This is a genomic window from Velocimicrobium porci, from assembly GCF_009696045.1.
Taxonomy (GTDB): domain Bacteria; phylum Bacillota; class Clostridia; order Lachnospirales; family Lachnospiraceae; genus Velocimicrobium; species Velocimicrobium porci.
The window spans coordinates 67,802-84,874 of the sequence record NZ_VUMT01000001.1; the positions used below are offsets into that span (position 1 = coordinate 67,802).

Consider the following 17,073-nt stretch of genomic DNA (forward strand, 5'->3'; position numbering starts at 1 on the left):
GTTTTCCTCCTAAAATTCCAGCGTTTCACGCTTTGTCACAAAATTAATAAGTCCGGCTAAACTAAATGAAAACAAAAATACTACTACACCAATCGCCATACCGTATCCATAAGAAGAATTCGTATAGGCCTGCCCATACATATAGCTTAAGAAAACCTCACTTGCCCCATCCGGTTTTCCTCCAGTCATTGCTTTTACAAATAAGAAACTTAAATTAATCGAACTAATGATAAAGAAAGTAAGTGTTGTTCTAATATTGGTCCAAATAAGTGGTAATGTGATATGGAAGAACTGATGGATCCTTCCAGAACCTTCCAGATTGGCCGATTCATACAGACTTTCTGGAACACTTGTCATACTTGCCATATACATTACCATATAATATCCAATTGCCTGCCATACCATAGCGATTACTAAACTGTAAATAACAAGCTGTTGATTTCCAAGCCAGAGAATCGGTTTGGCATCTGCTCCCCGAAAAATCGATAATATACTATTTAACAGACCCTGACTTGGATCATAAATAGCTGAAAATATCGCTGATATTACAACTACGGATAAAATATTTGGAATATAAAAAATAATCCGAAAAAAATTCTGTCCTTTTACTTTTTCCCTTGATAAAATTGCTGCAAATATAAGAGAAAGAGTCATTGTTATAATTGTTACAAGAACAATTAATAAAATTGAATTTTGAAATGAGCGGTAAAATTTCTCATCAGTAAACAACAATTTAAAGTTATTAAGTCCCACAAATGTTTTGTTATTTGAAAAACCGCCCCATTTGTATAAAGACATTTTAAATACATTAATTGTAGGAATTATCATAAATACAATAAATAATATTACAGCCGGCAATGTGCAAATGGCAATAAAAGCAGTTCGACCTTTTCTTTGGCGCATTCCTACTCCTCCTTCCTCTTTTTAGAAGAGAAAAGGACATTTGTTAAAATGCCCTTAAACTCCTTCTCCTAACTAATTCATTGCTTTTCTCAGCTTATCGCTTACTTCTTCTACAGATGCCTGCCAATCTTTTACCGTTTTATCACCACTTACGATACTGTCAACGGTTTTAAATAACGTGTCATTCATAGAAACACCTTCGACTGGGTTTGTAGCAGCAAAGCCGCCCATTACAGCAACTGCACCATTATCGTATACACTATAGAACATTTTATTATCGCCTGTAAGTTTTTCAGAAATTCCAGTAATTGGCTGAATTGCATTCGACTTAGCAAAAATTTCTGCTGCTTTATCAGAATACATAAATGCAATCCATTCTTTTGCTAAATCTTGATTTGTACCTTCTGACGGAATCCACATCTGTTCAAAGAATGTGAAAGAAGATGGCTGTTGACCTTTGGAAATGGCCGGAACTGCTGTAAATCCCCATTCAAATCCATCTGCTCTTGGTGCAGCTTTCATTTCACCCGGTAACCATGTACCATTTGGGCAAAAGATTGCTTTATTATCTAAAATCAACTGTTGATTCTTTGTGAAGTTTTCATTATTTGCATTTCCTACTGTAGTAGGCTCTACATATTTTGCTAATTTTCCGATTGTATCAAATACTGCTGTGGCATTTTCTGATTCCCAAATACCATCCTTATATGTCATACATTCATTATAGAAATCCGAACCGCCTGAAGATTCCAGCAACGCATAAGTAAATGCATCAAAGTATCCGGTTGTAGGATATGTGAATAAAGAAATACCTTCTTTTTTTGCCTTTTCACCTAATTCCCACATTTCATCCCATGTCTTAGGAACTTCCCATCCTTTTTCCTTTAATAAACCTGCATTATAGAATAACCCACATGGGCTGTAAAACATTGGTGCATAATATGTTTTTCCATCATTATAAGGCATCGTTCCAAGTGTATCTAAAAAACCAGGAAGCATTTTATCTTTTACTTTCACATCTTCACCTGGAACAGTCATTTATAAAACGTCATCCAGACAAGTAAGCCCTTTCTCTTTTGTTATTGTTTCTGTAAGACCTGCATCACGACCAGTTGCACAATGAATGACATCCGGGTAATCTCCTGCTTTCATAGCCGGAGTAATGACATCCTCAATTTTCTTATCTACCTGAAGTTCAACTTTAACACCATCATGAGTCTCTTCAAATGCTTTTGCAACCTCCGTCCATAACTCGCTTCCATAACCACCTTCAAAAGCTGCTACTTTTAATACCTGTTCTTCTGTCTTTTTCGTATCTCCGTTATTGGCATTATCGCCACTTGTACTATTTGATTCCTTTCCGCCACAACCAGCTAATAAAGAAGCTGATAGAGCTGCAATCGCCCCAATTGTTATAACTTTAGTAAATAGCTTTTTTTTCATAAACTTATACCTCCTTGCTTTCCTTATCTTGTTGTTTTAATATTACTTTATTTTTTGCACTTTTTCTATCATTATCTTGTCTTTCGTTTTAGTTATGTTGCTTTTTGTATATTTTTTTCATATTTTTATTCTTATTTTAGTGCATTATTCACTATATTTTTTCTTTCTTCCATTTATATTTCATACCAAATTATTTCATTTGCTTTCATTTCCACCTGAAAACTACTTCCGTCACCACGATAAATCGTTGATTCTTGCGGTTCATATGTATTATTTACAACACAATATTTCCCATTTTTTACATAAGCATGTACTTCAATATTATAATTTGTGCTAAACCATTTATGCAAATTATCTTCATCATTAGAAGCCCATATCACCGCTCTGTAAAAAATTCTGCTATTTTCAAAGCTATATGGAAGTCCACTTATATATACGCACCGTCCTTTTCCAAATTCATGGACAGCCAGCTGAACTTCTTTATTAATTTGTTTTACAACCGTAGTTCCATCCAAGGCATAAATATTTTTCTTTCCTTCTCCAAAATTAATTTCACCTTTACAGTCTTCTATTATAAAATGTTCATGCTCATCCCAGTTATATTTATCCTTATTTAAATTAAATCCATTTTCTTTTTCAACCCCTAGGACATTAGCAAGCTGAAAAAATCGACCTTCCCATTGATAAGCTGTTGGTTCCCCAACACCAATAAATCCTCCTCCCTCATAGATAAAACGCTTTATGGCTGTAACAATTTGTTCATCAATCCAATTTTCACCACCACTGTAAGCTGTATTCGCATCGCCGACATTTACAATAACATCTATATCATCTAAAATATGTTCTTTTTCTTTTATATCATCAAAACTAATAAATTGTACATCAAATGGTGCACCACTCAATGCCTCAATAATTCCTGCATAAGAATAATTTTGTTTATAATACAGTGCATGATGTACCATATGGTTTCCCCATGCCCGCATTTTTCCCCAGCAATTCAAAACTGCTACCTTCTTTACGCAATAAGGTGTTGTATCTTTCATATTTTCATATAGTAATCGAAATTCATCACATACCGATTCCACATAATCAATAAATTCAGGAAACTGCAATGCTAATTTTAAATATCCACCATAACCGATTCGGTCAATTGGCTTTCTAAGGATTGCTCTTCTTGCCGTTACCCAGTTCTCTTTTGCCTCTTTTACTGGATTTCCTGTTTCATGAAAAGTATCTGGGAAAAAGTATGGTAAAAATCTTCCCTCTGTATATTTTACGCCCGGAATATCACTGATTAAACGCAATGTCGAACCATTACCAACACTTCCGACAACTGCATCCAAACCAATTTCCTGAAACTCTTCCATAAATGGCTCTGTTCCAATCCAATGATCGCCAAGAAACATCATCGCTTCTCTTCCATATTCATGAGTTATATCAACCATTTCCTTCGCAAGCTTAGCAACTTCTCTTCTCTGAAATGCTTGAAAATCTTTAAATTCTTTTGACGGAATCCGATAAGTATTGTTCATGTATCCCTGATCAATAATATATTCCGGTCGGAACTTATATCCTACTTCTTTTTCAAATTGTTCTAGTATATAAGGACTGACTGATGCCGAATAACCATACCAGTCCACATATTTTTCTCTTGCCAATTCATCAAAAATTAAAGTAAACTGGTGAAAAAATGTCGTATAACGTACTACATTAACATGCGGATTCTCTTCTAAAAATTTACGAAGTCTTTTCATAGAAAATTCATGCGTTTTTGGCTGGCGGACATCAAAAGTAATTTGGTGCTCTACATCCTTCCAGCCATTTGTTACTGCATTATACATATGAACAGGATCCCACATAATATATGCTAAAAAACTAACCGTATAATCATGAAATAAAGTTGTGTTATGAATGGTTACATTGCCGGATTCCTTACAATATTCCCAGTCATCTGTACAAACAATTTCTCCAGTCGTACGGTCAATTACTTCCCACCATCTTTTCATATCATCTCTCTCATTTACTTTTAACATATCCGGATATAAATGATCCATTAAATGAATAGATAATTCATTTGCATCTGCATTATAAAAATTAGTCATAATATACATTTGTTGAATCTCGTCGGGATTTTCTTTGGCCCATTCGTTATCTTTTCTAGTTGTATAATAAGTCGAATACACCTTTGCATCTATATTTTTTAATTCTTTCGGATAGTCCGTTCCATCACAATCCCGAATTGCATCTGCTCCCCAACGCTCTGCCAGTTCAATTGTTTCTTTTACCACATCAACATCTGTTGGTATCGTAACTCTTCCACGACTCATAACCTGCCTCCTTATTCTAACAAAACAAAAGCATCTAAAATTCCAAATATTACTTTGGCATTTTTACTACTTTTTTTATCCAAAGTTTATTTTATTTGTACCTTTTGCCTAATTATATATTTTCCCCAATCTTTATTTCAACTATTTTATTGCCTAATACGTTATATATCTTGTTTTGTATTGTCCAAACCAGACATGTTGTATAATACACACAAAATTATCATCAATAAATTGTTACAAATGTTGCTTTACTTTAAAAATAATGTTATGATTCTTTACAGAATGTGACTCTATAACTTCATTTATTAGAAAAGGACAAGACAAAAATGGCCCATGTACAATATTCAATAACAAATATTTATAATCAATCTCCGATTGAGCGCCTTTTATACATTTCTTCTGCTTCCTATGGGAAGGATTGGATTAGTATGCTTCATTCTCATAGCTTTACAGAATTATTTTATGTTATTGACGGAAACGGATACTTCTGTACAGAAAACGAGGAAATCTCTATCCAAAAAGATTCACTTATCATTATTAACCCAAATGTAAAGCATACTGAAAAATCTTCAACAGAAAAAGCATTGACATATATTGTTTTAGGAATTGATAACTTACGATTTGAATTTAAAAATCCAACATCAACAAGCTTTCAATCCTATAACTTTGAAGAATATAGAAATGAAATTTTACCTATTTTACAGACAATGCTCTCCGAGGTAAAACAAAAAAAGAAAAATTATGAGCAAATCTGCCAACATTATTTTATGGTTTTTTTATTAAAAATGCTGCGTATTACCGAAGAAGAATTCTCTTTTTCTTCTTCTAAAGATGTTCCAACAGAATGTGAAGCAATAAAAGAATACATTGACACACATTATCAGGAAACCATTACTTTGGATACACTAACGAATGTTTCACACCTGAATAAATTTTATTTAACTCACATATTCTCCAAAGCATATGGAATTTCACCAATTAATTATTTATTAGAACGAAGAATTTTACATAGTAAAGAACTACTAAAAAATTCAGACTTTAGTATTACACAAATTGCTCATGTAACCGGATTTTCTTCTTCGAATTATTTTTCACAATCCTTCAAAAAATATACTGGCACAACTCCGAAAGGTTATCGGCAGAAATATAATATTAAAAGAAAATAGCCAAAAAACTTGCTGTAAAATAATGAAAATCCACCATTTTGCAGCAAGTCTTTAATAAAAGACAATTGATTTCTACCCTATTTTTGATATTCAGTTACAATACTCTGTAACACTTCCCACTTTTCTTCCATGTCCTGTACTAACTTAAATTGTGTTCTACAACGATCTAAGTTCTGATTTTCTCTATGAATTTTAAAGTAGACATCTCCTTCCAAATAATCCGTTAAAAACCTCATACCACATTCAAAGGTCATAACCTTTGCTCCCATCGGAAGCATTTCAATCTCTTTTTCTGTAAGACTCCCTGCACATCCTTCGATGAAACCTTTTACATACAAGCGAAACAATTCCACATCACACGATATTTTACTAAGGTCTGTTTCATCTTCCGCCCCTGTACTGGCTCCAAACCGAATGGAGTCCCCAAAGTCATTAATAGCTAGTCCGGGCATTACTGTATCTAAATCAATAATGCAAATGCCCTTTCTCGTTTTTTTATCAATCATAATATTATTCAATTTTGTATCATTGTGAGTAACACGAACTGGCAATTCTCCATTTTCTAACATATCTCCTAATACACATGCCGTCTTTTGATGTTTTAAAACAAAGTCAATTTCTTCCGAAACCAACTTAACCCGTTTCATTTTATCTTCTTTAACTGCCTTTTTAAAAGCCTCAAAACGTTTTTTTGTATCATGAAATCCCTCAATCGTTTCATGCAATGTTTCCGCCGGGAAATCAGCTAAAAGTCTTTGAAATTTCCCAAATGCAACTGCACTTTCATAAAAATCCTCTGGTTTTTCTACAGAATCATAACTAATCGCATCTTCAATAAATTTATATACCCTCCAAGAATTCCCATTTTCATCAATATAAAAACTTTTATCATTTACAGAAGGAATTAAATTCAACGTCTCCCGTTCCGGGTTTCCTCCGTAATCTTCTATTTTTTTTCTTAAATGTGCTGTCACACGCTCAATATTCTCCATCAATTCTTCTGGCTTTTTAAAAATATGATGGTTCATCTTCTGCAAAATATAACGTTTTTCCATCCCATTTTGGTTCATTCTAAACTGATAAGTGTCATTGATATGCCCACTTCCATAAGGATACATCTCTATTAAACTTCCATCTACCTTAAAATTTTTTATTACTTCCTGATTCATTTTTTCCCATCTTTCATCCATATATTTTCTTAACCCACTTTTTTATACCTTTAAATCTTCTTTCCACTCATTTGCTATTCTCCCCACAAACGCTTTGGATACAGCCCTGATACTTTCAAACCTTTAATCGCCTCTACAACCTGTTCCTTATCTTCCCGATATGTTACTCCATACCACCGGTCAAACGATTTCATAACTTCAACCGTAGCAATCTGTTCCTTTAGTAATTTATCAACGACAGAAGGTAAAAAATATTCACATTTTAAAGGATTTTTTTGAAAATTTTCTTCTAAAAATGGTACAAACTGCTTTTCCAATTCACTCAAAATACTCTCTCCAAATCCCCACAGATTCATCGACACTGTACTTTCCTTTGAAAGCAGAGTATAACTTTTCCCTTCATCTTCCGTATATGCCACTTCATCCCCTATTATCTCAATTCTCGTACGTTCATTAATATTCTGTAAATACCCATCCTCACTGACTTCACATATTCCCCTTGCAACATGGCCATGTTCTGTCAATGTATTTTCTAAAACATAGCCAACCATAGCATAATGATATTTATCATCATCCTGTTGTCTGCACAAAAAATCATACATCATTTTATAAGCATGCTTTCCATAATAGTCATCTGCATTAATAACAGCAAATGGACCATGAATCACATCTTTACAGCAAAGAATTGCATGTCCTGTTCCATAAGGCTTTTTTCTGCCAGCTGGTACATGAAACCCCTCCGGTAATACATCCAATTCCTGATACGCATAGTTAACCTTTATTATTTTTTCCATCCGATTCCCAATACATTCCCGAAACTCCCTTTCATCTTCCCGTTTAATGATAAATACAAGCTCATCAAACCCTGCTTCAATTGCATCATAAATTGAAAAATCAATGATAATATGTCCTTCCTCATCAATTGGATCAATCTGTTTTAAGCCACCATAACGGCTTCCCATTCCTGCAGCCATAATCACTAACACCGGTTTCTTCATCATTCTACCCATGCCCTACTGCCCCAATATCAAAAATTAAACAAAGGACAGCTGCATTTTTCCTTTCCTTTTCGTTCTATTCGAACAATACGATTATAATTTCATTATATCTTCTTTTTCATAAAAGTCTTTGTACATTTTCATGGTATCTTTGCACATTTGTATACTTTTATGTTATGATAAAAAAACAATATGATTTGTACAGGAGGGAAAAAAGATGGCATATGAAAGCGTTCTTCTCAATAAAGTTATTGACATCAATAAAATTGTGACAATTCACTACTTCGAATACATGAGTAATTTTAGTTTTTATGGAGAATCTCATGATTTTTGGGAATTCCTATACGTTGACAAAGGTGAAATAAATGTTACTGCCGACAAAAGCACCTATACTTTAAAAAAAGACGAAATAATCTTCCATGAACCAAACGAATTTCATAACGTAAAAGCAAACGGACATATTGCGCCAAACTTAGTTGTTATTTCCTTCGAATGTACTTCAAAAGCAATGGATTTTTTTAAAAAGAAACGATTTAAAATTACCGAAAACGAACGAAATTTTTTAGCAAATATTATATTAGAGGCAAAAAATTCATTTATGCCTCCATTTGACAACCCATATGTTGAACACTTAACTAGAAACAATGCTTCCATCTTCGGAAGCGAACAGCTCATCAAAATGAACCTTGAAGCCTTTTTAATCTATCTAATACGACGTGAAAAAGAAAAAAAGATAGTACCAGAACCAGCACTACAGTTAAAGAAAAAAAGCAATTTAGAACTATATAAACAAATTAACCTCTATCTAAATAAAAACTTATCCTGTCACTTATCAATTGACCAGATTGCAAAAGACAATTTAATAAGCCGTTCTCAATTACAAAAAATATTTCAAGAACAGACACAGGAAGGTGTAATTGAACATTTTTCTAAAATGAAAATAGACACCGCAAAACAATTAATCCGAAATAATATTTACAATTTCACAGAAATTGCAAATCAATTGGGTTATTCCTCTGTCCATTACTTCTCTCGTCAATTTAAAAAAATAACTGGCATGTCACCTTCCGAATATTCAGCCTCCGTAAAAGGACTGTCAGAACATCCTTCTCCAAAATAGTAAAGGGGAGTAAAGGAAGGAGGGACTGTGACTGACTTTTTCCTGCCAGCCACAGCCCCTCTCTTGCGTATCTCGAAGTCATCCCATATCCCCTTTTCTGATAAGCGCCAATCCAATCGGATACGGTCCCGTATGTACTCCAATCGTAGCACCAATCTGAAAAATCGGAATTTCTTCAATATTAGAATAATCCTTCATTGATTCTAACAGTTCATCGCGAAACCTTACTGCTTCGTCATAATCATATCCATATCCAACACAAATACTATAATGATCAGGACTGTCCTTTATTTTATCAAAATGCTGTTTTGCCTGCTCAATTACTTTCTTTTTTGACTTTTCGCGGCTTCTCGTAATACCAAATGGGAAAATTTCTCCTTCTTTCAATTCAATCAGCGGTTTGATTCCTAACGTGCTTCCGGCAAGTCCCATTAACTTTCCAATTCGACCGCCTGCTTTTAAATAATCAATTGAACCAATTGTAAAAAAGATACGTCCTGTTTCCTTAATCTGCTCCAGCCGTTCAATCGCTTGCTCATAAGGAACTCCTGCTTCTTTTAGCTTGACAGCTTCCAGAACAAATAATCCTTGTAGCACCGTATTGATTTGAGAGTCAATAACTGTAATTACTGCTTCCGGATACTCTTCCAATACTGCTTCTTTCGCGTTGCAGGCAGAATTATAAGAACCACTGAATTTTGTCGTAATACAAATACATAAAACGGCTTTCCCTTGTTTTACAATTTCCGTAAAGATTGAAATATAATCACCCACCGATGGAAGGGAAGATTTTGGAAATATATTCTTTTTATCAACCATTTGTTGATAAAATTCCCGTACCCCAATCTCTTCCATCTCTTTCTTATAATTCATTCCATCAAATGTTACATAAAACGGAACTACTTTTATCCCTTTTTCTTTTGTTACATCTGGTGCTAAATCACATGAACCATCACTTACAATTTCATATTCCATCACATTCACCACTTCTTACCTAGTATTGATTACTACTTGTTTGTTATATAGTAAAATAACATATACTTCTCATTGTTGCAATAAACAATTCTTAAAATTTTCTAAAACTTTCGTTATTTTACACTTCAAATAGCAAATCTGCATAAGTTGGAACTGGCCATTCCTCTTTTCCGACAAGCATTTCTAAATAATCAATTGCCGCACGAAGCTGTTCCATTATTGGGACAACAACATCTTTGAAAAATTCCGCCTGTTCTTTTCCGTTTGTTTTTTCGCCAGCCTTATTTGTATTAATCTTTAATTCTTCTAATTCTTTCTTGGCATCTGTTAATAAGTTTGAACACTTTTTCAAAAGTTCTTCCTGTACCGATGTATCTGCTTCTGCACATGCCATTTTTACTTGATTAATTGATGTTGCAACTTTGGTTATAAAACTAATTACAGCCGGAATATACTGTTTGCTTACCATGTCAATCATTGTCTTTGCCTCAATATTAATCGCTTTTGCATAGGCTTCATAATGAATCTCTGCTCTTGACTGTAACTCTGCCTTTGATAATACGTGATGTTTTTCAAAAATGGCAATTGTCTTCTCATCTGTCAAGGAAGGAATTGCATCAACCATTGTACGAATATTTGGAAGACCTCTCCGCTCTGCCTCCTCAATCCATGCATCAGAATAACCATTTCCATTGAATATAATTCTTTGATGCTCTGATAAAGTTTTCTTAATTAAGTCATGTACTGCAATATCAAAATCATCTGCTTTCTCTAATTCATCCGCCATATTCGACAATACTTCAGCAACAATTGTATTTAACACTGTATTTGGTCCTGCAACTGACATAGAAGAAGCTACCATACGAAATTCAAATTTATTTCCTGTAAATGCAAATGGGGAAGTACGATTGCGATCAGTTGCATCTTTGTTTAAATCCGGTAACGTATGTACACCCGTTTTTAATCGTCCACCCTGTTTACTTGATTTTGCTTCTCCTGTTTCTACCAACTGCGATATAACATCTTCTAACTGCTCTCCCAAATAGATTGAAATAATTGCAGGAGGTGCTTCATTTGCCCCAAGACGATGGTCATTTCCCGGATTGGAAGCTGACATACGAAGCAATGGAGCATTTTCATCAACCGCCTGAATGACTGCTGCCAAAAATAATAAGAACTGTACATTTTCATGTGGTGTCTTACCCGGATCTAGTAAATTCTTTCCTGTATCGGTTACAAGTGACCAGTTATCATGTTTTCCTGAACCATTTACCCCGTCAAATGGTTTTTCATGAAGTAAACATTCTAAACCATGACGTTTTGCAACTTTTTTCATCAGCTCCATTATAAGCTGATTGTGGTCAGTCGCAATATTAGCAGTAGAAAAAATCGGTGCCAGCTCATGTTGTGCAGGTGCAACTTCATTATGCTGGGTTTTAGCTAATATACCAAGCTTCCAACACTCCTCGTTTAATTCTTTCATAAAGGAAGCAACCCGCTCTTTGATTGATCCAAAATAATGGTCATCTAACTCCTGTCCTTTTGGAGGCATTGCACCAAATAAAGTACGTCCGGTAAAAATTAAGTCTTCTCGTTTTAAATACTTTTCTCTGTCTACCAAAAAATATTCCTGTTCTGCGCCAACAGAACAAGATACCGTATCCACCTCATCATGACCGAATAATTTCAAAATTCTTACAGCTTGGTCACTTACAGCTTCCATAGAACGAAGCAGTGGTGTTTTTTTATCCAAAGCTTCACCGGTATAAGCACAAAATGCTGTCGGAATACATAATGTAACTCCTGCCGCATCTTCCTTTAAAAAAGCCGGTGAAGTACAGTCCCATGCAGTATACCCCCTTGCCTCAAAAGTAGCACGCAGACCACCTGATGGGAAGGAAGAAGCATCTGGTTCACCCTTTACAAGCTCTTTTCCTGAGAATTCCATAATAACTCCGCCATCTCCTGTTGGAGCAATAAAGGAGTCATGCTTCTCTGCTGTTATCCCAGTCATAGGCTGGAACCAATGGGTGTAATGCGTTGCTCCACGTTCCAAAGCCCATTCTTTCATTGCATGAGCAACTGCACTGGCGATTTCCGGATCCAGTTCAACATCTTTTTCTATTGTTTCCTTTAACTTCTTATACACTGGCTTTGGTAAGTGTTCTTTCATTGCAGCATCATTAAATACATCCATTGCAAAAATTTCTTCAATTACACTCTGTTTCATAATTACCTTCCTTCCGCTTATTCGTTGTCTTATCATAATTTCGCTTTTTCTAAAAAAATACTATGAAATTATATCCTGTTGTATTCTCCTTAAAAAAAGAGAAAAAGGTGCCCTCAATTCCCTGAGAACACCCCATATAAAAATAAAATACCACTTTTTTGTTCAAAAGGCAAAGACTTTTTTAATATTTTTCAAATTGCTCAGACAACCATCTCTTTTTTATTTTATTAGATTTGAACTTCCAGACAAATCTGTCCGTATTGTAACATCCAATTGATTAAATGGAATTGAAATATGATTTTCATCAAATCGTTCTTTAATCTCTTCTAATAACGCCCATTTCAATTGCCAATAATCTTCTTTTTTTGTCCACATACGTACACCAATTAAAATTGCACTATCCGCAAATTCACTCACAAAAACATCTATCGGCTGTTCTTTTAAAACACTATCGTATTGCATAATAATTGCAAATAATAATTCCTTTACCTGTTTTATATTCGCTGAATATTCAATGGGTATTGATAAGTCAAGCCTTCTGTTTTCCTCATTTGTTACATTTATAATGCTTTGGTTTGATAAGCCTCCATTTGGAATTACAATCTTACGATTATCAATGGTTAATAATTTCGTATAAAAAATATCAATTCCGGTAACGGTTCCTTCATCTGCACCTGCAATAATATAATCACCAATTCGGAATGGTTTCATAATTAAAATCAACACACCACCGGCAAAATTTTGCAGACTTCCCTGAAGAGCTAATCCAAGAGTAAGACCTGCAGAACCTAATAGGGCAACCAGAGAACCCGTCGCAATTCCAATAATATTTATTGCAACAATAACCATTAAAATATTCAGCGACACACTGATTAATGATAATAAAAACTTTGAGACTCCCTCATCCAGACTGGAACGTTTAAACGAACGATCCAATATTTTTTTTAACCAGCGGATTAATCGGCGAGCTATTACAATAAAAATTAAAGCAAAAACTAAATTTTTACCAAGTGTGATTAACGCTGGAATTAACTTTTCTATCCATGTAATCGCTTCTTTCGTCGTAATCTCGTTTGACGTACCACTCGTAGCCAAAAATCCGAATAAAAGATTCATATATTATTCTCCTTTTGTCTTCTAAATTTCCTTTATCTATTGCTCTGCCTTCTTTGTTTTTGTCCGTTTTGTAGGCTCTTTTTTACTTGACGTTTCTTCTTTATTCTTTTTCTCTGTAGCTTTTCTAGTTTTTACTTTTTTCTCTGGTTTTTCCTTACTTTCGATTTGCTCCGCCTTTTTTGCTTTTGTTTCAAGACGTTCTACCGGTTTTTCCTTGCTTTCGATTTGCTCCGCCTTTTTTGCTTTTGTTTCAAGACGTTCTACCGGTTTTTCCTTACTTTCAATTTGCTCCGCCTTTTTCGCTTTTGTTTCAAGGCGTTCTACCGGTTTTTTCTTACTTTCGATTTGCTCCGCCTTTTTCGCTTTTGTTTCAAGACGTTCTACCGGTTTTTTCTTACTTTCAATTTGCTCCACCTTTTTCACTTTTGTTTCAAGACGTTCTACCGGTTTTTCTTTACTTTCAGATCCTTTCTCCGTTTGCTTTGATTTTGTATTTCTTTTACCTGTTATTTTATTAGCCGCTGACTTCGTCTTTCCCGCTTTCTTTTTCTCTGTCTTCTTTTCTTCTACCGGAGTACAGGTAAATACGGTTATACCAAGTGGAGGTACTGTAACCGCAATTGATTCCTTTCGACCATGATATGGAATTGCCTTCGAATATTTTAATCTAGGATTATAATGTCCCTGTCCGCCAAATTCTACTCGATCACTATTAAATGTTTCTTTATATTTTCCCTTAAATGGAACTCCTACTCTGTAATCTTCCCGAACAACAGGTGTAAAGTTACAAATAACTAATAACGTTTCTTCTTTTTTGTTTGTTTTTCTTAAAAATGTAACAATACTTTGTTCCGAATCACTACAATCAATCCATTCGAACCCGTCCGGTTCATAATCCAGCTCGTATAATGCACTATAATCCTGATAAAGGCGATTCAAAGCACTTACATATTTTTGCATTTTGCGATGGCTCTCATATTCATCCAACAAAAACCAATCCAGCCCTTTCTTTTCGCTCCATTCCGAAAATTGTGCAAACTCCTGTCCCATAAATAATAGCTTTTTCCCCGGATGAGTCATCATAAAGCCATATAATGCTCTCAAGTTAGCAAATTTTAGTTCAATATCTCCCGGCATTTTTCCAATTAAAGAAGCTTTTCCATGAACAACTTCATCGTGGGATAATACCAGCAAGAAATTTTCACTATAAGCATACATCATACTAAATGTAATTAAATTTTGATTACCGCTTCGGAATAATGGGTCTAATTTCATATATCTAAGGATATCATTCATCCATCCCATATTCCACTTCAGGTCAAAACCAAGACTTCCTTCTTCTACTTCTCCAGTTACCATAGGCCATGCTGTCGATTCTTCTGCAATTATAATCGCTCCATCCTGTCGCTTTTTAAAAACAGAATTCAAATGTTTTAATACTTCAATTGCCTCTAAGTTTTCTTTTCCTCCATAAATATTTGGAATCCACTCTCCATCTTCTTTTCCATAGTCCAAATAAAGCATAGAAGCAACCGCATCCATACGAATTCCATCTGCATGATATTTTTCTACCCAAAACAGTGCATTCGCAATTAAAAAATTAGCTACTTCCGGTCTTCCATAATTAAAAATCAGCGTACCCCAGTGAGGGTGAGAGCCTTGTCTTGGATCTTCATGTTCGTAAAGGCAAGTGCCATCAAAATTAGCAAGTGCAAATGCATCTCTTGGGAAATGAGCCGGTACCCAGTCTAAAATAACACCAATTCCTTTTTTGTGCATATAATCAATAAAATACATAAAGTCATCTGGCGTTCCATATCGGGAAGTAGCTGCATAATAACCAGTCACCTGATATCCCCAGGAACCATCAAACGGATGCTCCATAACCGGCATCAACTCAATATGTGTATAGTTCATCTTTTTAACATAAGAAGCAAGCATTGGTGCAAGTTCACGATAACTGTAAAATGCATTATCTTCATCGCCAATATAATCTTCCGGTTTCTTCCATGAGCCCAAATGTACTTCATAAATCGACATAGGCTCTTTTTTAATATCTGATTTTTTTCTTTTTTCCAGCCATGATTCATCTCCCCACTTATATGTCTCAAGATCCCATACCACACTTGCATTTGCCGGACGAAACTCAGAATAATATTCATATGGATCTGCCTTTAAAATTGGAAGTCCGCCTCTTGTTTTGATTTCATATTTATAAATCATGCCTTTTTTAACACCGGGAATAAATAATTCAAATACACCAGAATCATATAAACGTTTCATCTGATAGATTCTTCCATCCCACTTGTTAAAATCCCCAACTACACTGACACGAATCGCATTTGGTGCCCATACTGCAAATAAGACACCATCAACTCCGTTGAGTTTCATTGGGTGTGCACCCAGTTTCTCATAAATTGTATAATTAATGCCATTTTCAAATTTCTCTATTTCATTTTTGGTAATACAATCCGGAAAAGTATAGACATCAGACCGGCTAATTTCTTCACCTGTTTCATATGTTACAACGTAATGGTATGGAAGAATTCTTTTGCCTTTTATTAAAACAGCAAAAAAACCTGCTTCGTCCTGCATTTCCATCTTATGTAATTTACCTGTCCGTTCCATTTTTACCTGTACTGAAACAGCTCCCGGAAAAAAGCATTGAATTAAAATTCCCTGCTCTGTCACATGTGCTCCCAATATATCTTGTGGCTTATCCTCCTCCGAATATACAACAGCTTCAATTTCTGCCCAATCCATTAACTCATATAATTTTTCGTCCATAATGTCCTCCTTATTCTAAATACCATTCATCAATTGTTTCATCTTCAGAAGATTCTATATATAATTTTAAAATCCGTTCCATTGGCAGTGAACATAGCAATATAGTTACTGCCGGTGAAACAAATATAAGAACCGGAATTATATAATTCAAAACAACCATTCCAATTACAATTACTGTCATCGGTAATGTAAATGGAAGATGTTTAATTGACAGTAGAAATGCCATTTTTATAATAGAACTCTTATTCATCGAAAAACGGGATAATACAGGAAATATATATATTGTTGCTATTATAAGCAATATTCCCATTAAAAAATACACTCCTCTTAAAATTCCGCCGAATGTTCCTGTCATTTGTAATGTAAAATGGATATTTAGTCCTAAAACAGATGAGAAACCGAGAATAAACAACCACAATATAGTAGCTTCTCCAAAGTTTTCTTTAAAAGATTTCCAGAACGACTGCCATACATAGCTTCTTCCTCTTCGAATTACTTTCACACAAGTATAATAGAGTGCCGTAGTAGAAGCACCAATTGTAACAATCGGTAAAGAAAAAACAAGCCATAAAACACTTACAATTGCAATATCAGCAAGTTTCGAAAGTGCTCCCATTACTCCACTGTCAAGATTAAATAGATTATTCATTCTTTTCCCCTTCGTTTCTTTATTTTATTCATGCAATAAATAATTTTTTCCATATTTGAAAAAACATTCTGTACATTTATAAATAGTATACCATAATTTTTATGCAGAACAAAATAAAATCTTACATTTTTTATTTAATCTCTTTTCAGTTAACAGGAACCATGCAATTTTTTTCAATTATTGAAACTAA

Annotated in this window: 13 protein-coding genes; 2 read left to right on the forward strand and 11 right to left on the reverse strand. The window is 34.5% G+C overall.

The window, feature by feature from the left end; all coding sequences use genetic code 11:
- Positions 1–9 precede the first annotated feature (9 nt).
- From FYJ58_RS00300 to gnpA, 4 genes are all read right to left on the reverse strand, one after another.
- Positions 10–903: a carbohydrate ABC transporter permease gene (locus FYJ58_RS00300; RefSeq protein WP_154515520.1), complete on the reverse strand. Its 894-nt coding sequence runs from the start codon at positions 901–903 to the stop codon at positions 10–12.
- Positions 904–975: 72 nt separating this feature from the next.
- Positions 976–1,941 carry a carbohydrate ABC transporter substrate-binding protein gene (locus FYJ58_RS00305; RefSeq protein ID WP_328597759.1) on the reverse strand — a complete coding sequence of 322 codons (966 nt, stop codon included), beginning with the start codon at positions 1,939–1,941 and terminating at the stop codon, positions 976–978.
- Positions 1,942–2,346: a hypothetical protein gene (locus FYJ58_RS15115; RefSeq protein ID WP_328597760.1), complete on the reverse strand. Its 405-nt coding sequence runs from the start codon at positions 2,344–2,346 to the stop codon at positions 1,942–1,944. It lies immediately after the preceding gene.
- A gap of 173 nt (positions 2,347–2,519) precedes the next feature.
- On the reverse strand, positions 2,520–4,673 hold the full coding sequence (gnpA, locus tag FYJ58_RS00310; RefSeq protein ID WP_154515523.1) for a 1,3-beta-galactosyl-N-acetylhexosamine phosphorylase: 2,154 nt from the start codon (positions 4,671–4,673) through the stop codon (positions 2,520–2,522).
- A gap of 326 nt (positions 4,674–4,999) precedes the next feature.
- Between gnpA and FYJ58_RS00315 the strand changes: the two genes are divergently transcribed.
- Entirely contained in the window at positions 5,000–5,839 is an 840-nt protein-coding gene (locus tag FYJ58_RS00315) for an AraC family transcriptional regulator (protein WP_154515526.1), read from the forward strand.
- A gap of 77 nt (positions 5,840–5,916) precedes the next feature.
- Here FYJ58_RS00315 and FYJ58_RS00320 read toward each other — a convergent pair whose 3' ends face one another.
- Both FYJ58_RS00320 and FYJ58_RS00325 read right to left on the reverse strand, forming a co-directional pair.
- Positions 5,917–7,029 carry a phosphotransferase enzyme family protein gene (locus FYJ58_RS00320; RefSeq protein WP_154515529.1) on the reverse strand — a complete coding sequence of 371 codons (1,113 nt, stop codon included), beginning with the start codon at positions 7,027–7,029 and terminating at the stop codon, positions 5,917–5,919.
- Positions 7,030–7,082: 53 nt separating this feature from the next.
- On the reverse strand, positions 7,083–8,009 hold the full coding sequence (locus FYJ58_RS00325; protein WP_154516247.1) for a nucleotidyltransferase family protein: 927 nt from the start codon (positions 8,007–8,009) through the stop codon (positions 7,083–7,085).
- A gap of 214 nt (positions 8,010–8,223) precedes the next feature.
- Here FYJ58_RS00325 and FYJ58_RS00330 point away from each other — a divergent pair, with 214 nt between their 5' ends.
- Positions 8,224–9,126, forward strand: a complete 903-nt coding sequence (locus FYJ58_RS00330; RefSeq protein WP_154515532.1) for an AraC family transcriptional regulator — start codon at positions 8,224–8,226, stop codon at positions 9,124–9,126.
- A 78-nt stretch (positions 9,127–9,204) separates the two neighbouring features.
- Here the strand turns inward: FYJ58_RS00330 and FYJ58_RS00335 are convergent, their stop codons facing one another.
- The 5 genes from FYJ58_RS00335 to FYJ58_RS00355 form a co-directional block, all read right to left on the reverse strand.
- Entirely contained in the window at positions 9,205–10,101 is an 897-nt protein-coding gene (locus FYJ58_RS00335) for a DegV family protein (protein WP_154515535.1), read from the reverse strand.
- 118 nt (positions 10,102–10,219) lie between these two features.
- Positions 10,220–12,331 carry a glutamine synthetase III family protein gene (locus FYJ58_RS00340; RefSeq protein WP_154515538.1) on the reverse strand — a complete coding sequence of 704 codons (2,112 nt, stop codon included), beginning with the start codon at positions 12,329–12,331 and terminating at the stop codon, positions 10,220–10,222.
- 219 nt (positions 12,332–12,550) lie between these two features.
- Positions 12,551–13,447, reverse strand: coding sequence for a mechanosensitive ion channel family protein (locus tag FYJ58_RS00345; RefSeq protein WP_154515541.1), 897 nt, complete (start codon positions 13,445–13,447; stop codon positions 12,551–12,553).
- Between the two features lie 36 nt (positions 13,448–13,483).
- Positions 13,484–16,234 (reverse strand): 1,4-alpha-glucan branching protein GlgB, encoded by a 2,751-nt coding sequence (gene glgB / locus FYJ58_RS00350; RefSeq protein WP_154515544.1) that lies wholly within the window; start codon positions 16,232–16,234, stop codon positions 13,484–13,486.
- Between the two features lie 10 nt (positions 16,235–16,244).
- Complete coding sequence (locus FYJ58_RS00355; protein ID WP_154515547.1) at positions 16,245–16,883, reverse strand: YesL family protein; 639 nt, start codon at positions 16,881–16,883, stop codon at positions 16,245–16,247.
- Between the last annotated feature and the right edge of the window lie 190 nt (positions 16,884–17,073).